The sequence below is a fragment of the Haemophilus paracuniculus genome (assembly GCF_002015115.1).
Classification (GTDB): Bacteria; Pseudomonadota; Gammaproteobacteria; order Enterobacterales; family Pasteurellaceae; genus Haemophilus_E; species Haemophilus_E paracuniculus.
Genome location: NZ_MUYA01000004.1, coordinates 334,650 through 348,649 on the forward strand (window position 1 = coordinate 334,650; position 14,000 = coordinate 348,649).

Annotated in this window: 17 protein-coding genes; 5 read left to right on the forward strand and 12 right to left on the reverse strand. The window is 46.4% G+C overall.

The annotated features are described in order from the left end of the window. Window positions 1–5: 5 nt before the first annotated feature. The 4 genes from rpoE to pgi all read left to right on the forward strand — a co-directional run bounded on the left by rpoE (window position 6) and on the right by pgi (window position 3,305). The gene (gene rpoE, locus B0187_RS04165) at window positions 6–578 is read left to right on the forward strand and encodes an RNA polymerase sigma factor RpoE (RefSeq protein WP_078236596.1); all 573 of its coding nucleotides are present in this window, start codon (window positions 6–8) and stop codon (window positions 576–578) included. 32 nt (window positions 579–610) lie between these two features. Beyond that, window positions 611–1,198: a sigma-E factor negative regulatory protein gene (locus tag B0187_RS04170; protein WP_078236597.1), complete on the forward strand. Its 588-nt coding sequence runs from the start codon at window positions 611–613 to the stop codon at window positions 1,196–1,198. Between the two features lie 142 nt (window positions 1,199–1,340). After that, the gene (ubiK, locus tag B0187_RS04175; protein ID WP_078236598.1) at window positions 1,341–1,634 is read left to right on the forward strand and encodes a ubiquinone biosynthesis accessory factor UbiK; all 294 of its coding nucleotides are present in this window, start codon (window positions 1,341–1,343) and stop codon (window positions 1,632–1,634) included. A 30-nt stretch (window positions 1,635–1,664) separates the two neighbouring features. Next, window positions 1,665–3,305: a glucose-6-phosphate isomerase gene (gene pgi / locus B0187_RS04180; protein WP_078236599.1), complete on the forward strand. Its 1,641-nt coding sequence runs from the start codon at window positions 1,665–1,667 to the stop codon at window positions 3,303–3,305. A 58-nt stretch (window positions 3,306–3,363) separates the two neighbouring features. Here the strand turns inward: pgi and ruvX are convergent, their stop codons facing one another. From ruvX to B0187_RS04240, 12 genes are all read right to left on the reverse strand, one after another. Continuing rightward, on the reverse strand, window positions 3,364–3,780 hold the full coding sequence (gene ruvX, locus B0187_RS04185) for a Holliday junction resolvase RuvX (protein WP_078236600.1): 417 nt from the start codon (window positions 3,778–3,780) through the stop codon (window positions 3,364–3,366). Next, window positions 3,780–4,349 carry a YqgE/AlgH family protein gene (locus B0187_RS04190; protein WP_078236601.1) on the reverse strand — a complete coding sequence of 190 codons (570 nt, stop codon included), beginning with the start codon at window positions 4,347–4,349 and terminating at the stop codon, window positions 3,780–3,782. The genes ruvX and B0187_RS04190 overlap by 1 nt, the downstream gene beginning before the upstream one ends. Beyond that, window positions 4,349–5,080: a 16S rRNA (uracil(1498)-N(3))-methyltransferase gene (rsmE, locus tag B0187_RS04195; RefSeq protein ID WP_078236602.1), complete on the reverse strand. Its 732-nt coding sequence runs from the start codon at window positions 5,078–5,080 to the stop codon at window positions 4,349–4,351. Before rsmE ends, B0187_RS04190 begins: the two co-directional genes overlap by 1 nt. Before the next feature lies 1 nt (window position 5,081). Further along, a complete protein-coding gene (locus tag B0187_RS04200) occupies window positions 5,082–5,711 on the reverse strand; it encodes a LysE family transporter (RefSeq protein WP_078236603.1) in 630 nt (209 codons plus the stop codon). A gap of 9 nt (window positions 5,712–5,720) precedes the next feature. Continuing rightward, window positions 5,721–6,218 (reverse strand): phosphatidylglycerophosphatase A family protein, encoded by a 498-nt coding sequence (locus B0187_RS04205; protein ID WP_078236604.1) that lies wholly within the window; start codon window positions 6,216–6,218, stop codon window positions 5,721–5,723. Continuing rightward, the gene (thiL, locus tag B0187_RS04210) at window positions 6,215–7,189 is read right to left on the reverse strand and encodes a thiamine-phosphate kinase (protein ID WP_078236605.1); all 975 of its coding nucleotides are present in this window, start codon (window positions 7,187–7,189) and stop codon (window positions 6,215–6,217) included. Before thiL ends, B0187_RS04205 begins: the two co-directional genes overlap by 4 nt. A 32-nt stretch (window positions 7,190–7,221) precedes the next feature. After that, window positions 7,222–7,635, reverse strand: a complete 414-nt coding sequence (gene nusB / locus B0187_RS04215) for a transcription antitermination factor NusB (protein ID WP_078236606.1) — start codon at window positions 7,633–7,635, stop codon at window positions 7,222–7,224. Window positions 7,636–7,714: 79 nt separating this feature from the next. After that, window positions 7,715–9,043 (reverse strand): type IV pilus secretin PilQ, encoded by a 1,329-nt coding sequence (locus B0187_RS04220; protein ID WP_078236607.1) that lies wholly within the window; start codon window positions 9,041–9,043, stop codon window positions 7,715–7,717. Between the two features lie 9 nt (window positions 9,044–9,052). Continuing rightward, window positions 9,053–9,448, reverse strand: a complete 396-nt coding sequence (locus B0187_RS04225) for a hypothetical protein (protein WP_143413758.1) — start codon at window positions 9,446–9,448, stop codon at window positions 9,053–9,055. A 2-nt stretch (window positions 9,449–9,450) separates the two neighbouring features. Further along, the gene (locus tag B0187_RS04230; RefSeq protein ID WP_078236609.1) at window positions 9,451–9,966 is read right to left on the reverse strand and encodes a hypothetical protein; all 516 of its coding nucleotides are present in this window, start codon (window positions 9,964–9,966) and stop codon (window positions 9,451–9,453) included. A 1-nt stretch (window position 9,967) separates the two neighbouring features. Beyond that, entirely contained in the window at window positions 9,968–10,516 is a 549-nt protein-coding gene (locus B0187_RS04235) for a hypothetical protein (protein WP_078236610.1), read from the reverse strand. Continuing rightward, window positions 10,495–11,163, reverse strand: coding sequence for a type IV pilus biogenesis protein PilM (locus B0187_RS04240; RefSeq protein WP_078236611.1), 669 nt, complete (start codon window positions 11,161–11,163; stop codon window positions 10,495–10,497). Before B0187_RS04240 ends, B0187_RS04235 begins: the two co-directional genes overlap by 22 nt. A 124-nt stretch (window positions 11,164–11,287) precedes the next feature. On the opposite strand from B0187_RS04240, the gene B0187_RS04245 reads away from it, so the two are divergent. After that, complete coding sequence (locus B0187_RS04245; RefSeq protein ID WP_078236612.1) at window positions 11,288–13,894, forward strand: penicillin-binding protein 1A; 2,607 nt, start codon at window positions 11,288–11,290, stop codon at window positions 13,892–13,894. Window positions 13,895–14,000 lie beyond the last annotated feature (106 nt).

Below are 14,000 nucleotides of genomic sequence, written 5' to 3' on the forward strand. Positions count from 1 at the left end.
GTTTAATGAGTGAACAAATCACCGATCAAGAATTAGTCGAAAAAGCACAAAAAGGTGATAAAAAAGCGTTTAATTTATTAGTCGTACGTTATCAAAACCGCGTAGCAGGTTTATTAACTCGCTATGTCGCAAGAGATGATATTCCAGACATTGTGCAAGAATCTTTCATTAAAGCCTACCGTTCATTGGATTCTTTCCGTGGCGACAGTGCGTTCTACACTTGGCTTTATCGAATTGCGGTCAATACCGCCAAAAATCATTTAACCTCTTTGGGCAGACGCCCGCCAAAAGAAGATATTTTAGCCGAAGATGCTGAAAGCTATGATGTTGGCACGCAACTCAGAGAGGCAGATACCCCAGAAAATCTGATGTTATCTGATGAATTAAAACGTGTTGTTTTTGAAACTATCGAAAACTTACCCGAAGAACTTAAAACCGCCATTACCCTACGAGAATTAGAAGGTTTAAGTTACGAAGAAATTGCAGAAGTGATGCAATGCCCAGTCGGCACAGTTCGCTCTCGCATTTTCCGAGCAAGGGAAGCCATTGATGCCAAAATCAACCCCCTAATTTCATAAAAAACCGACTTAAAGAACACTTTGGAGTTATTATGCAACAACGAGAAATCCTTTCTGCTTATATGGATGGGCATATTGAGGAAAGCCATTTCGCCGACACCTTAACCAACAGCCCTGAATTACAGCAAAAATGGGCAAATTACCACGCAATCCGTAGTGTGATGCAAGGCGAAGAAATCCTACTCGGTAGCGATTTTAGTGCGAAAATGGCGGATTTGATCGAAAACGAAGAAATCGAAAAACAACCACAAGGCATTATGCTCAAACTAAAACGTTGGGGTACGCCGTTAATGCAAGCAGGGATCGCCGCTTCCGTTTGTTTGGTTGCCGTTTTCGGTTTCAATATGGTAAACAGCAACAATGAAGTGGCACAGAACGAGCCAGTGTTGCAAACCTTGCCATTCAGCAACTCGGTGCAAGCGGTGAGTTATAACGCCCCAGCCCAACAGCAACCAACGGCAGAGCGTTTGGAAAATCAGCAACGTTTAATCAACTCTTTGTTACAAAATCACGAGCTACAACGCCGTATCAACAATAACGTAACATTGAGCGATGAACAAAAAGCAAAATCACAAACATCATCAAACCAAGCTCAACCAACTCAAACGCAACCAAAATAATGTTGCCAACAGGAACGCTAACCTTAGCCACCGCTAACGTTAGCGTTCTTTTTTGATCTAAATTCAAATCTTTCCATTCTTGCCCTTTTGCTTTACGGCAAAATTGCCTAAAATTACCGTTCTTTTCAGTCGGAGAAAAATTATGTTCAATCCTAAAAATCTCGAATCTATCGCCCAACAACTTCACAACGCGTTGCCGCAAGGCTTAAAAAATGTCGGTAATGATTTAGAAGAAAAATTCAAACAGATCTTACAGGCTCAACTTGCCAAATTAGAAGTGGTTACCCGTGAAGAATTTGAGGTGCAATCGCAAGTGTTGCTTCGCACCCGTGAAAAACTGAACGAATTAGAAAAACGCCTAGACCAACTGACCGCTTGTCAAAATGAAAATTCCCAAAGCGGCAATTCCCAAAACGACAACCCACAAGGCGAATAACCGATTTTTCAACTTTAAAAGGACAAACTAATGCAAAAAATCAACCCAACTCAAACTCAAGCGTGGCAGGCTTTAACCGCTCACAAAACCGAGATCCCAACCATTGCTGAGCTTTTCGCCCAAGACGCACAACGCTTCGACCGTTATTCCCTGCGTTTTGACGATCAAATCTTAGTCGATTATTCTAAAAACAATCTCAACGACAAAACCCTAACCCTTTTACGCCAACTCGCGGACGAATGTGGCTTAAAATCTGCCACCGAAGCGATGTTCAACGGCGAAAAAATCAACCGCACCGAAAACCGTGCCGTGCTACACACCGCCTTGCGTAACCGCAGCAATCAGCCTGTTTGGGTGGACGGCAAAGATGTAATGCCCGAAGTGAATGCGGTGCTTGCCAAAATGAAAAACTTCTGCGAGCGTGTGATTTCAGGCGAGTGGAAAGGCTACACGGGCAAAGCGATTACTGATGTCATCAATATCGGGATCGGTGGTTCGGATCTTGGTCCTTATATGGTAACTGAGGCATTACGCCCTTACAAAAATCATCTCACAATGCACTTTGTGTCGAACGTGGACGGCACGCACATCGCCGAAACCTTACGCAAAGTGAACCCTGAAACCACCCTCGTGTTGGTGGCTTCAAAAACCTTTACCACCCAAGAAACTATGACCAACGCCCTTTCCGCTCGCCAATGGTTACTTGACGCGGCAAAAGACGAAAGTGCGGTGGCAAAACACTTCGTGGCACTCTCAACCAACGCCAAAGAAGTGGCAAAATTCGGGATCGATACTGACAATATGTTTGAATTTTGGGATTGGGTCGGCGGTCGTTACTCGCTTTGGTCGGCAATCGGTTTATCCATCGCTCTATCCCTCGGCTTTGAAAACTTTGAGCAACTGCTCGCAGGGGCGAACGCAATGGATTTACACTTCCGCAACGCCCCAATCGAACAAAACATTCCAACCACCCTCGCCTTAGTCGGCATTTGGAACAACAACTTTTTAGGGGCGGAATCGGAAGCAATTTTGCCTTACGACCAATATCTACACCGCTTCGCCGCCTATTTCCAACAAGGCAATATGGAATCAAACGGCAAATTTGTCGGCAGAGACGGCAAACCTGTCAGCCACCAAACAGGCCCGATTATCTGGGGCGAACCAGGGACGAACGGTCAGCACGCGTTCTATCAGCTCATTCATCAAGGCACGAAATTGATCCCGTGCGATTTCATCGCCCCTGCTCAAACGCACAATCCGCTTGCCGATCATCACAGCAAATTGCTCTCAAACTTCTTCGCTCAAACGGAAGCCCTTGCGTTCGGCAAATCAAAAGAGGTAGTCGAAAAAGAGTTCCTAGACGCTGGCAAACCCCTTGATGAAGTGGCGGAAATCGTGCCGTTTAAAGTGTTCACGGGCAACAAACCGACCAACTCAATCCTGTTGCAAAAAATTACCCCATTCAGCCTCGGGGCGTTGATTGCGATGTACGAACACAAAATTTTCGTACAAGGCGTGATTTTCAATATTTACAGCTTCGACCAATGGGGCGTTGAACTCGGCAAACAACTCGCCAACCGCATTTTGCCAGAGTTAGAAAACAACGAAAAAATCACAAGCCACGACAGCTCAACCAACGGCTTAATCAACCAATTTAAAGCGTGGCGGTAGGCATTTTTGCTGTAGCAAGGGGTAGGATTTTTGCAGAAATCCCACCCCTTGTTTCTCTCTATCCCTGATTTTCAAACCAACTTTCCAGAATTAAGCAGGCGGAAATTGAGTCGATTTTGTCTTTTTTGAGGGCTTTGTAGCCGCCGCGGGCGAAGATTTCGGATCTTGCTTCAACGGTGGTGAGGCGTTCATCGTGTAGGGCGGTGGGGATGTTGAAGCGTCCGTTGAGGCGGTTGGCGAATTTTTTTGCTCGTTGGGTGAGGGGCTGTTCTGTGCCGTCCATATTGAGGGGTAAGCCGATGACGAGTAGGTCGGGCTGCCACTCTTTGATCACTTTTTCGATCTGTTCCCATTGGGGAATGCCGTCTTGGGCTTTGAATGCGGGCAAGCCTTGTGCCGTGCCAGTAATGCTTTGCCCCACCGCACAGCCGATGCTGTTCGTGCCGAAATCAAAGGCGAGAATGGTTTGGCTCATTAGGCACGCCCCGCTTTGCCGAGAATGGCGGTAATGCCAAGTAGCTCGTTTGCTTCGTTCCAGCGGTCGAGGTAGCCCGTTTCAAACAGGATTTTTTCGCTACTTGGGGCGTAGATCCAGTCATTTCGGGCGATTTCCTGTTCCAGTTGGTCGTTTTTCCAAGTCGCACAACCTAGGCAGACGAGGAATTTTTCGGGGGCGGTTGGTGTGCCAAAGGTTTCCAAAATATCGCCTGAGGTAGTGAGGGAAATACGATCATCAATTGGGTAGCTATGCAGAAAAGGTTGATCGGTTTTGGTGTGCAGAATGAAGCCCCGATCTTGGCTGACTGGCCCGCCGCTCAATACCATTTGATCTTCCGTGTAGTTGCGTTGATTCGCCATTTGGAAATCCATTCGGGTCAGCAATTCCAATACGGAAAGGTCGGTCGGCGAGCTGATCATCAGCCCCATTACCCCCTGTTGCGAATGTTCGCAGATGTAAATCACTGAACGGGCGAAAAACTCATCGTCCATTTCGGGGGTAGCAATCAGAAATTTTCCTTGTAGGTTGGGGATTGTCGCTAACATTAGAGATCTCCAAAGCAAACTTGTAGGGCGGTAATCGCAGCGAGGGACGCCGTTTCGGTGCGAAGTACCCGCTTGCCGAGTAGCACTTCGGTAAAGCCCTCGCTTTCGGTCATTGCAATTTCTTCGGCGGACAGCCCGCCCTCTGAACCAATCAATAATCGTACCCCTTGTGCTGGGATATTTGGCAGTTGGCGGATGCTGTATTTGGCACGGGGGTGCAGATTGAGTTTGAGCATTGCATCTTGCTCTTTGCACCAATCGGTCAGTTTCATTATCGGGCGGATTTCGGGGATCACATTTCGCCCGCACTGTTCGCAGGCGGCAATCGCAATTTTTTGCCATTGTTGCAGCTTTTTGTCTTGCCGTTCGCCGTCTAGTTTCACGCCACAACGTTCCGACCAAAGCGGGGTAATGGTGGTTACGCCCAATTCCACCGATTTTTGGATAGTAAATTCCATTCGGTCGCCCCGTGAAATCACTTGCCCTAAGTGGATCGGCAGGTGGGATTCACGGTCGTCTAATTCGCTGGATAAAATTTCCGCCTCAATCTGTTTTTTCGACACGCTTTTTAGCACGGCGTGGAAAATGTGGTTTGAGCCATCAAACAGGGTGATTTGATCCCCTTGATTCATTCGCAATACACGCCCAACGTGGTTGGCGGCGTCTTCGCTAAGTTGGCAAATTGATTGCCCTTTCAAGGGTTCTGGGTGGTAAATTCGTGGGATTCGCATTTTAACCTGCCATAAGTTGAGACACGCCGTTGTAAATCAGCGAGAGACCAAAAAAGATAAACACAATGCCCGCGAGATTATCCATATAACGGCTATGTTTGGCGTAAAACGCTCGCACGGGTTGGCGAGAGAATAATAGGGCGATCACGATGAAATAGAGCATACTTTCCGCCCCGATCAAAAATATCGCTAACAGGCTGTCGGAATAACCGCCGATAGCAGCGGCGTAGCCCGAAAACACACTACTGAAAAAGACCACCACTTTGGCGTTGCTGAGGTTGATCATCAGCCCTTCGAGGATACTTTTGAAAATCGGTTGATCTTGATTTTCCTGAATTTTATCGCTTTTTAGCTGCACATTCTTGCGAATTTGCACCATTTTCCAGCCAGAATAGGCGAGATAGCTACCGCCAAGGCAGATGATAATCCCCTGCACAAAGGGCAGATTTTTATTGATAAAGGTTAAGCCAAAAATCGCCATCGCCGCCCAAAAACAGACCCCAAGCCCGATCCCTACACTGCCAAAAATGGCGTTGCGGGTGGTGCTACTGGCGGCTTTGCGGCTAACGTAGAAGAAATCAGGACCAGGGCTAAGTAGCCCCATTAGATTAACAAATAAAATCGTGAGCATTGGCTTTCCTTAAATCAAAAAATAAAAATGTAGTAGGGCGAGGGCATAAAGGGCGGCGAGAATGTCGTCCAGCATAATGCCGAAGCCTCCGCTCACTTTTTCGTCCAGTTGGCGAATGGGGTAAGGTTTCCACACATCAAAATGTCGGAAGAATACAAAGGCGAGCAGGTAGCTCTGCCAGTTATATTCGGGCAAAGCACAAAACATCAGCCAAATCGCGACCATTTCGTCCCACACAATGCGACCGTCATCGTGCACGCCGAGATCGTGGCTGGTGCGTTCGCATAAATAACAGCCCACCGCAAAGCCCACGAGGGTTAGCCCCACAAAAAGCAGAATGGAAGCGGTGAGATTCCATAAAATAATCGCGATCAACAAGCCTGCCAGCGTTCCCCAAGTGCCAGGGGCGGGTTTTAACAAGCCCGAGCCGAAGCCTGTGGCGAGCAAATGAATGGGGTTTTTGAGACTGATTTTAGGCTTAATTTGAGGGTTCAATTTTTCGTTCATTTTGATGTTTGAAAATGGTCAAAGCCGATTTTGGTTGGCGGTGGCACGATTTGCCCTTGACGGCGTAGGGTTAGCCCTTGTTCCGCCGCCACAATCCGCCCGATACAGGTTGCTTTAATCCCCTGCGAACGTAGAAATTTTTCAAAATCCGACCGCTTGTGAGGTGCAATCGTAAAGCAAAGTTCGTAATCTTCGCCCCCCGTGAGGGCAAGCTGTTCCGCCTCAAATTGAGGGTTGCGAGCGAGCAAATGCGAGGAAAGGGGCAGATCCGCCAATTCAATTTCCGCCCCACAGCGGCTGCGTTTGAGAATATGCCCTAAATCGGCGAGCAAGCCGTCTGAAATATCAATCGCACATTGGGAAAAGGCTCGTAGGGCGATGCCAAGCTCAACCCGTGGGGTTGGGCGTAGGTGGCGGGCGATCAGCAAGCGGTCGGATGCCGTCAAATTTTCCGTTTGATTGAGTAATAACGCCAAGCCCGCCGCACTATCGCCCAGCGTGCCAGAGACGAAAATCCAATCCCCCTCTTGGGCTTGGTGGCGGAAAAGCCCTTGCTCGGCGGGTAAAATCCCTTGTGCGGTTAGGGTCAGCGACAAATGCCCTTTGGTAGTGTCACCGCCGATCAATGCCACATTATAACGATCTAAAATCGCAAACAGGCTTTGGCTAAATTCGGCGAGCCATTGATGATTAACGTCGGGCAGGGTTAAGGCGAGGGAAATCCACGCAGGGGTTGCCCCCATTGCAGCGAGATCGCTCAAATTAACAGCGACACTTTTGTAGGCAAGATCCGCAGGGGTAATGTTCGGCAGAAAATGGGTGTCGCACACGAGGGTGTCGGTGCTGATCGCCAGCCGTTGATTGGGGGCGAGTTTGGTGATCGCACAATCATCGCCGATCGCCAGTTCAACCCCGTGAGAGCTTGTCGTTTTTCGGTCGAAATAGCGATAAATCAGATCAAATTCGCCCACATTTCCCCCTTTATCCCCTTGGTTTTTGGCGATTATTTACGCCCTAAGCGTGGGGCGAGTTTGTCGAGTACGCCGTTGATATATTTGTGGCTATCGTCTGAGCCGAACACTTTCGCCACTTCGATCCCCTCGTTGATCACCACTTTGTACGGCACATCAAGTTCATAAATCAATTCGTAACCTGAAAGGCGTAAAATGGAACGCTCAATCGGATCAACTTCATCAATCCCACGGTCGAGGCACGGGGTTAATTGTTCATCAATATCCGCCACATTTGCCACAACGCCACGCAATAATTTGCGGAAGTAAGGCGTATCAACGCCCTGCATATCTTGATCGGCAATAAAGGCGAGTTCCACTTCTTCAACACTATTTTGAGAAATATACCAAGAATAAATCGCTTGAACCGCACACTCTCTCGCTCGGCGGCGTGGGGAAACTTTCATAAAACCTCGTTTGTAAAATTATCAAAAATCATACCGCTTGCACGGCAAAAAATAGTGGCGGATTGTAGCACAAATTCCCCTAATTTGGGCGAGATTTCTCGGTTTTTACCGCCACATCACTCGATTGCACCACATAAGGCGTAACGAAAATCACCAATTCCCGTTTGCTGATTTTATCGCGGCTTTGGCTGAATAGCCGTTTGATAAAGGGAATTGAGCCTAAGATCGGTACACGATCTTCGCCTTTCGCTGCAAGATGTTGAAAGATCCCGCCCAAAACGATAGTTTCGCCGTGTTTGGCAAGCACTTGGGTGTTGAGTTCTTGTTTGTCGATTGTAATCAGGGGATTACCTGCGGAACTGGTAGGGTTGGGCGAATTTTGCGTTACCAGCAGATCCATTAAAATTTGGTTGTTTTGCGACAGTTGCGGGGTAACTTCCAAGCCCAGCACTGCCTCTTTAAATTCAATGTTCGCCACTTCCGATTTTTTGCTGTAAAGCACATAGGGAATTTCCGTGCCTTGCTTGATGCTGGCGGGTTTTTTGTTGGTGGTCAGCAGGCGAGGGCTGGCGATAATTTCGACACTATTTTCCTGTTCAAGGGCGGAAAGTTCCAAATCCAGCACGCGGCTGTTGAGGGTCGCCACTTGTAGCACCGCCGAAGCCGCATTATTAACGGGAAAATTGACGTTCAGATTATCCAAATTGGTGGCACTGTTGCCCTGCAAAGTGCCGCCGAAACGTTGGTGGTTCTCGCCTCTGCCGAGCATTCCCCACCGCACCCCAAGCTCTTGCAGATTTTCGCTGCTAATGGTAACGATGCGAGCCTCAATCGCAATTTGTGGGATCGGCTTATCCAGCTCTTTAATCAGCTTTTGGATATTGGCGAGGGCGGTGGCACTATCCTTGATAATCAAGCTGTTACTGCGTTCATCAAAATGAAGATAGCCATTTTCAGACAGCACTTTGCCGTTACCTTTGGTTAAAGCGTCAATGATTTCTGAGGCTTTGGCGTGGTTAATTTTGATCGTTTTGGTGAGCAATTTCGGTTTTGCAGGCGTTTGTGCCTGCGTGCGAGCGGTCAGATTTTCGGAATTTTTGAGCCGAGCCGTGCTAACCGCTGGGCTTTTTTCCTCTTTTTGGTGGCTAACGTAGTAGATATTTTTCTGCTGGGAAGCATTGAGCTGATTGATTTTGGTAATGCTATTGAGGATCTGCTCAAAGTTGCTGTTTTCGATCCGCAGGGTGGTTTGGCTGTCGATTTTATCCGCCAGCACAATATTTTTGCCCGTTTCTTCCGCCAAAAAGGAAAGCAGTTGGGCGGTGGGGGCGTTTTTGAGGGAAATCGAAAGTTCATTCGCCAATAGTGGTAGGGCGAATAAAGTGAGTAACCATAATCGTTTTTGCATTTTTCCCCCTTACAATTTTTCCATAAAAGTGAACGGTTGCTGGCAATTTTCGGTTTTTTGCCAGTCGATCCATTCCACTGATTTTAAATTGATCGATTTAATTTGTAGCGAGCCGAGCAGATCTTCTATTTTTAAATCCACCAGTTGCTGATTATCCGTTAAATAGAGAGCTTTAAATTGATCGCCATTTTTTAAAATGCCAACCAACTTTAATTTTTCCTTTTCAAAGGGAAAATGGGGTTGGTTTTCGCTTTTTTCCATATTGCAAGCGGTCGGATTTTTTGAAATTTCTTGCTGTTCGACTTTTGTCGTTTCGCTGGTTTTATTTGGTTCAGATTCGCCATAAAAAGGATCGGCATAGCCAAATGAAATAAAGGAAAAAATCAAAATTAAATAATGTTTCATATTCATTGCGGCGTTACCATTAAATCTGTATTAAGTTGAATTAACCGATCTTGATTCAGTTTCGTCAGCGTAATGCTTTTAAAGGAAAATAACGGCGATTGATTTAAGCCTTTTAATAGTTCGAGCAACGGCAAAAACCTTTGATTTGCAACGAGATTCACGCTTTTTTCTTCGGTTAAATTCCATTGTTGTGTTTCCAGTTGCATTTGATGTTTTGCTAATAATTGTTCAAGGGTTTGATTGATTTGGGTAATCTGTTTATCGCTCACGTTGATTTGGCGAGCTTGTAAGGTTGCCAATAATTTTTGTTGTTGGCTGATTTCATCATTTAATTTCACCATTTCTTGCTGTTTATTTCGCCACTCTTGTTGTAATTGAATAGAGCGAAAAAGTGGATAACTTACGATCAGCAAAGTAATAATGAGCATTATTCCCCAACGCCATTTTTGAATAAAATCAAGGCTAAGATGTAATGGGTGGTGGGGCTGTAAATAAAAAGATTGAAGCCATTTTTTCATTTTATTCCTCACTGTTTTCATTGCCGTTTTCAGAAACGGGAATTAAACGCAAACTAAATTCCGCCTTATATTTTTCCGAACTTTGCAGATAATCCATTTTGATCGTAAAGGCGGAAAATTGAGCCAAAACGTGCTGAAATTGCTCAAAATCCTGCTGTTTGGCATATTTGCCGATAAATTTTAGCTGGGGTTGAGCCTGTTCATTTTGGCTGATTTGAGCTACTTCCAACCCTGCGGATTGGGGCGGGATCTTTTGCAAGATCGCAATAAAATCGGCAATTTCCGTGCTGTTTAAGCCATTTTTGCCTAACGCCGTTTGGCTTTTTAATCGCTCAATATGGCTCTGTTGTTGGTTGAATTTGGCTTTTTGAGCGGAAATTTCCTTTGCTAGCGGTTGGATTTCGGCAAATTTTTGGAAATTCAGCCAAATCAGACCGCTTGCAAGGGCGATACTCAATAAAAGGCAAACTGCCAGTTGCCCCAAATGGCGTAGGTGCAGGCTCGCCCAGTCGCGGGCGAGGTGGTTGTTTAAATTGGATCGATATTCCATATACTTGCTCCCAGTGCCATATAGAAAAGAGTGTAATCAAGAACATCGCCGTCAGGGTCGGGGGTTGTACTTGGTCGCCAAGTGGCGTTGTCGAGGTTGGTATCAAAAATAATGCCGTCATTGGTAAATTGCACCACCTTATCTTTAATCAAATAGCGAGCATTGGGATCACGAGGGTTGCTATATTCAATGCCTCGCAAAAACGAGTGCAGTTCGCAGTTCAAAACGGTGTCTTCATTGAGCATTAATTCATCGGCATAACTTTTGCGTAACGCGTTGCAATGCACCCGTTGCAAGGGGTTGTTTTCAATCGGGACGGTTTCAAAATCGAGGTTGATTTCGCTTAATGGCAAGGGGATTTCCCGTTGCACGATTTGCACAATTTGCCCCAATACGATCCGTTGCGAATAGTGGCGAGGAACGCAGAAATTTTTTCGCCACACATATTGATAAGGCACGCAACGCACGAGGGTAAAGGGTTTACTGGTGTCCACCACTTCGTAGATAAAATCTTTGAACGAGTAGGGTTTGGTTCGCCATTCGATACTAAAATTGCCGTCATCGTTGATGATGATGCAATAATATTCATCGTTCTCGCTTAATCCCACGAGGGTTTTGGCGGGGGTAATTGTGTTAAAAATAGACATTATTACTTCTCCTTTTTTGAATGTTGAGGATTAAAACTGTTTTTTGGTTTATACTTGCCGAAAATTTGATGTATATCTTGACGAGATTTTTTAAGTTCGTCATTCAGCAAAAGAGAATTTGTCGATGAAGATCGCAAAAATAATATTTAGCACTTTACTTTCTCTGTTAATTCTGGCAGGGGTGGGAATTGGCTTGTTATATGTGAATATCAAAGCCGAATTGCCCGATGTTTCAAGCCTTAAACAGGTGGAATTAGAACAGCCGATGCAGATTTTTACCGCAGACGGTAAATTGATTGGCGAGGTGGGCGAGCAACGCCGTATTCCTGTGAAATTGGAAGATATTCCGCAACCGTTGATTGATGCCTTTATTGCCACTGAGGACTACCGTTTCTACGAGCATAATGGGATCGACCCGAAAGGGATTGCCCGTGCGATTGTGCGTTCGGCACAAGGGGACACACAGGGGGCGAGTACTATTACCCAACAGTTAGCTAGAAATTTCTTCCTTACCAACGAACGGACAATGGTGCGTAAACTGCGTGAAGCGGTGTTGGCGTTGGAAATCGAAAAAGTGATGACTAAACGGGAAATTTTAGAGCTTTATCTCAACAAAATTTTCTTAGGCTACCGCTCTTACGGGGTTGCTGTGGCGGCGAAAACTTATTTTGGTAAGAATTTGAATGAATTGACCTTGGGCGAAATGGCGATTATTGCTGGCTTGCCGAAAGCCCCGTCCACAATGAACCCGATCTATTCTGTGAAGCGTGCCGAAGAACGCCGTAATGTGGTGTTACGCCGTATGTTGGACGTGGGTAAGATCACCGAACAACAATATCAAGCCGCCAAAGCGGAAAAAGTGGAAAGTAAATATTACACCACTGCCTTAGAGTTCCGTGCCGATTACGTTACTGAAATGGTGCGTCAAGAAATGGAAAAACGCTACGGGGCGGAAAAGATCAAAAGTGCGGGCTATCAAGTTTATGTAACGGTGCTATCACAAGATCAGAGTGCCGCTCAAAAAGCCTTGCGGGACAACCTTATTCGTTACGACCGCAGCCGTGGCTGGCGTGGGGCGGAAAAACTGTGGAAGCCTAACGAAAAAGCGTGGAATGATGAAAAAATTATCGATCATCTGAGTAAATTGCCAAATTCCGATCCTTTCGTGCCTGCGGTGATCGTAGGATCGGACAAAGCGAATTTTTTGATTTTATTGCAAAATGGCGAACAAGCCCGTTTAAGACGTGTCAATGCGACTTTTGCGAACGGTAAAATTGCGGTGGGCGAGCAGATTTGGGTCAGCCAAAACAGCAATAAAGAGTGGGCGTTAGGGCAAATTCCTGCGGTCAATTCGGGTTTGGTGTCGATCAACAGCGATAACGGGGCGATTGAAGCGATTGTGGGCGGATTTAGTTTCGAGCAGAGCAGTTTCAACCGTGCGACCCAATCCCTCGTGCAAGTGGGATCATCAATTAAGCCGTTTATCTATGCAGCGGCAATGAATAAGGGGTTGAGCCTTTCTTCCACCATTAGCGATGATCCGATTACGATCAAAAAACGAGGTCAAAAACCGTGGACACCAAAAAATGCAGACGGTCGTTATGAAGGCCCGTTGCGTGTGCGTGTCGCCCTCGGTAAATCGAAAAATATGGTGGCGATCCGTATTTTACAAATGGCGGGGATCGATTATGTCGCCGACTATTTAGAGCGTTTCGGTTTCAAACGTAGTCAATTTGTGGCGACCGAATCCCTTGCGTTGGGTGCGGCATCTTTCACCCCCCTTGAAATGGCACGAGCCTATGCGGTGTTTGATAATGGCGGTTATTTGATTGAGCCGTATTTGATTGATCGCATTTTGGATAATCAAGGCAAAGAGATCTACAAAGCAAACCCTGCGATTGCCTGCGTAGAGTGTAATGATCGCCCTGTGGTTTACACCGAGCCAGAGTATTTTGATTCGGTCAAAATCTACGATGAAAACCGTGTTTCTTCGGCGATTACGGAATCCGCTGAAATTCCAAATGAAGAAGCGAACGAAGAAATGGACGATGGGCAAATTGCGGTGCAACAAACGGATCAGCCCGTGTTAATGGCGGACGACATCAAAGTGAACAGCGGGATCAAATACGCCCCTCGTGTGATCAGTGGCGAACTCGCTTTCTTAATGCGAAGTGCGTTAAATTCGGCAATTTACGGCGAAACAGGGTTATCGTGGCGTGGTACGAGTGCCAGAATGGCGGATCAAATCAAGCGTAAAGACGTGGGCGGTAAAACGGGTACGACCAATAACGCCAAAGTTACTTGGTACGCAGGTTTTGGGGCAAATCTCGTTACCACTGTTTACGTTGGTTTCGATGATAGCAGCAAAACCCTCGGCAAATCGGCACAAGGGGCGGCAACGGCAATGCCAGCGTGGATTGCCTATATGAAAAAAGCCTTGGCGGATAAGCCAGAGCGAAATCTCAAAACCCCGCCGAATATCGTTGAGGTGAAAATTGACGCATCAAGCGGTTTCCTCGGCAACAGTAAAAATGAGTATTTCATCAAGGGAACTGAGCCAACCAAACGTTACATTGTGGAACGAGCCTATAAAGTGAGTGAGCCGAAGCCAAAATCGGCAAATCCAAATGGGGCGCCCCCAGAGCGTAAAAAACCGCACGAGGCGTTGGATCAACGGCTAGGTTTACCGCCGATAGGGGTATTGAAAGGGTCAAGTGATGATCTCTTTTAAAAATAATTGAGAAAATCACCGCTTTCTGAGGCGGAACAGTTGAAATTTGGGGCGGTTTCTTGCGATAATCCGCCCCAAATTATTTTTGGGCGATTTGTGCTGTGAG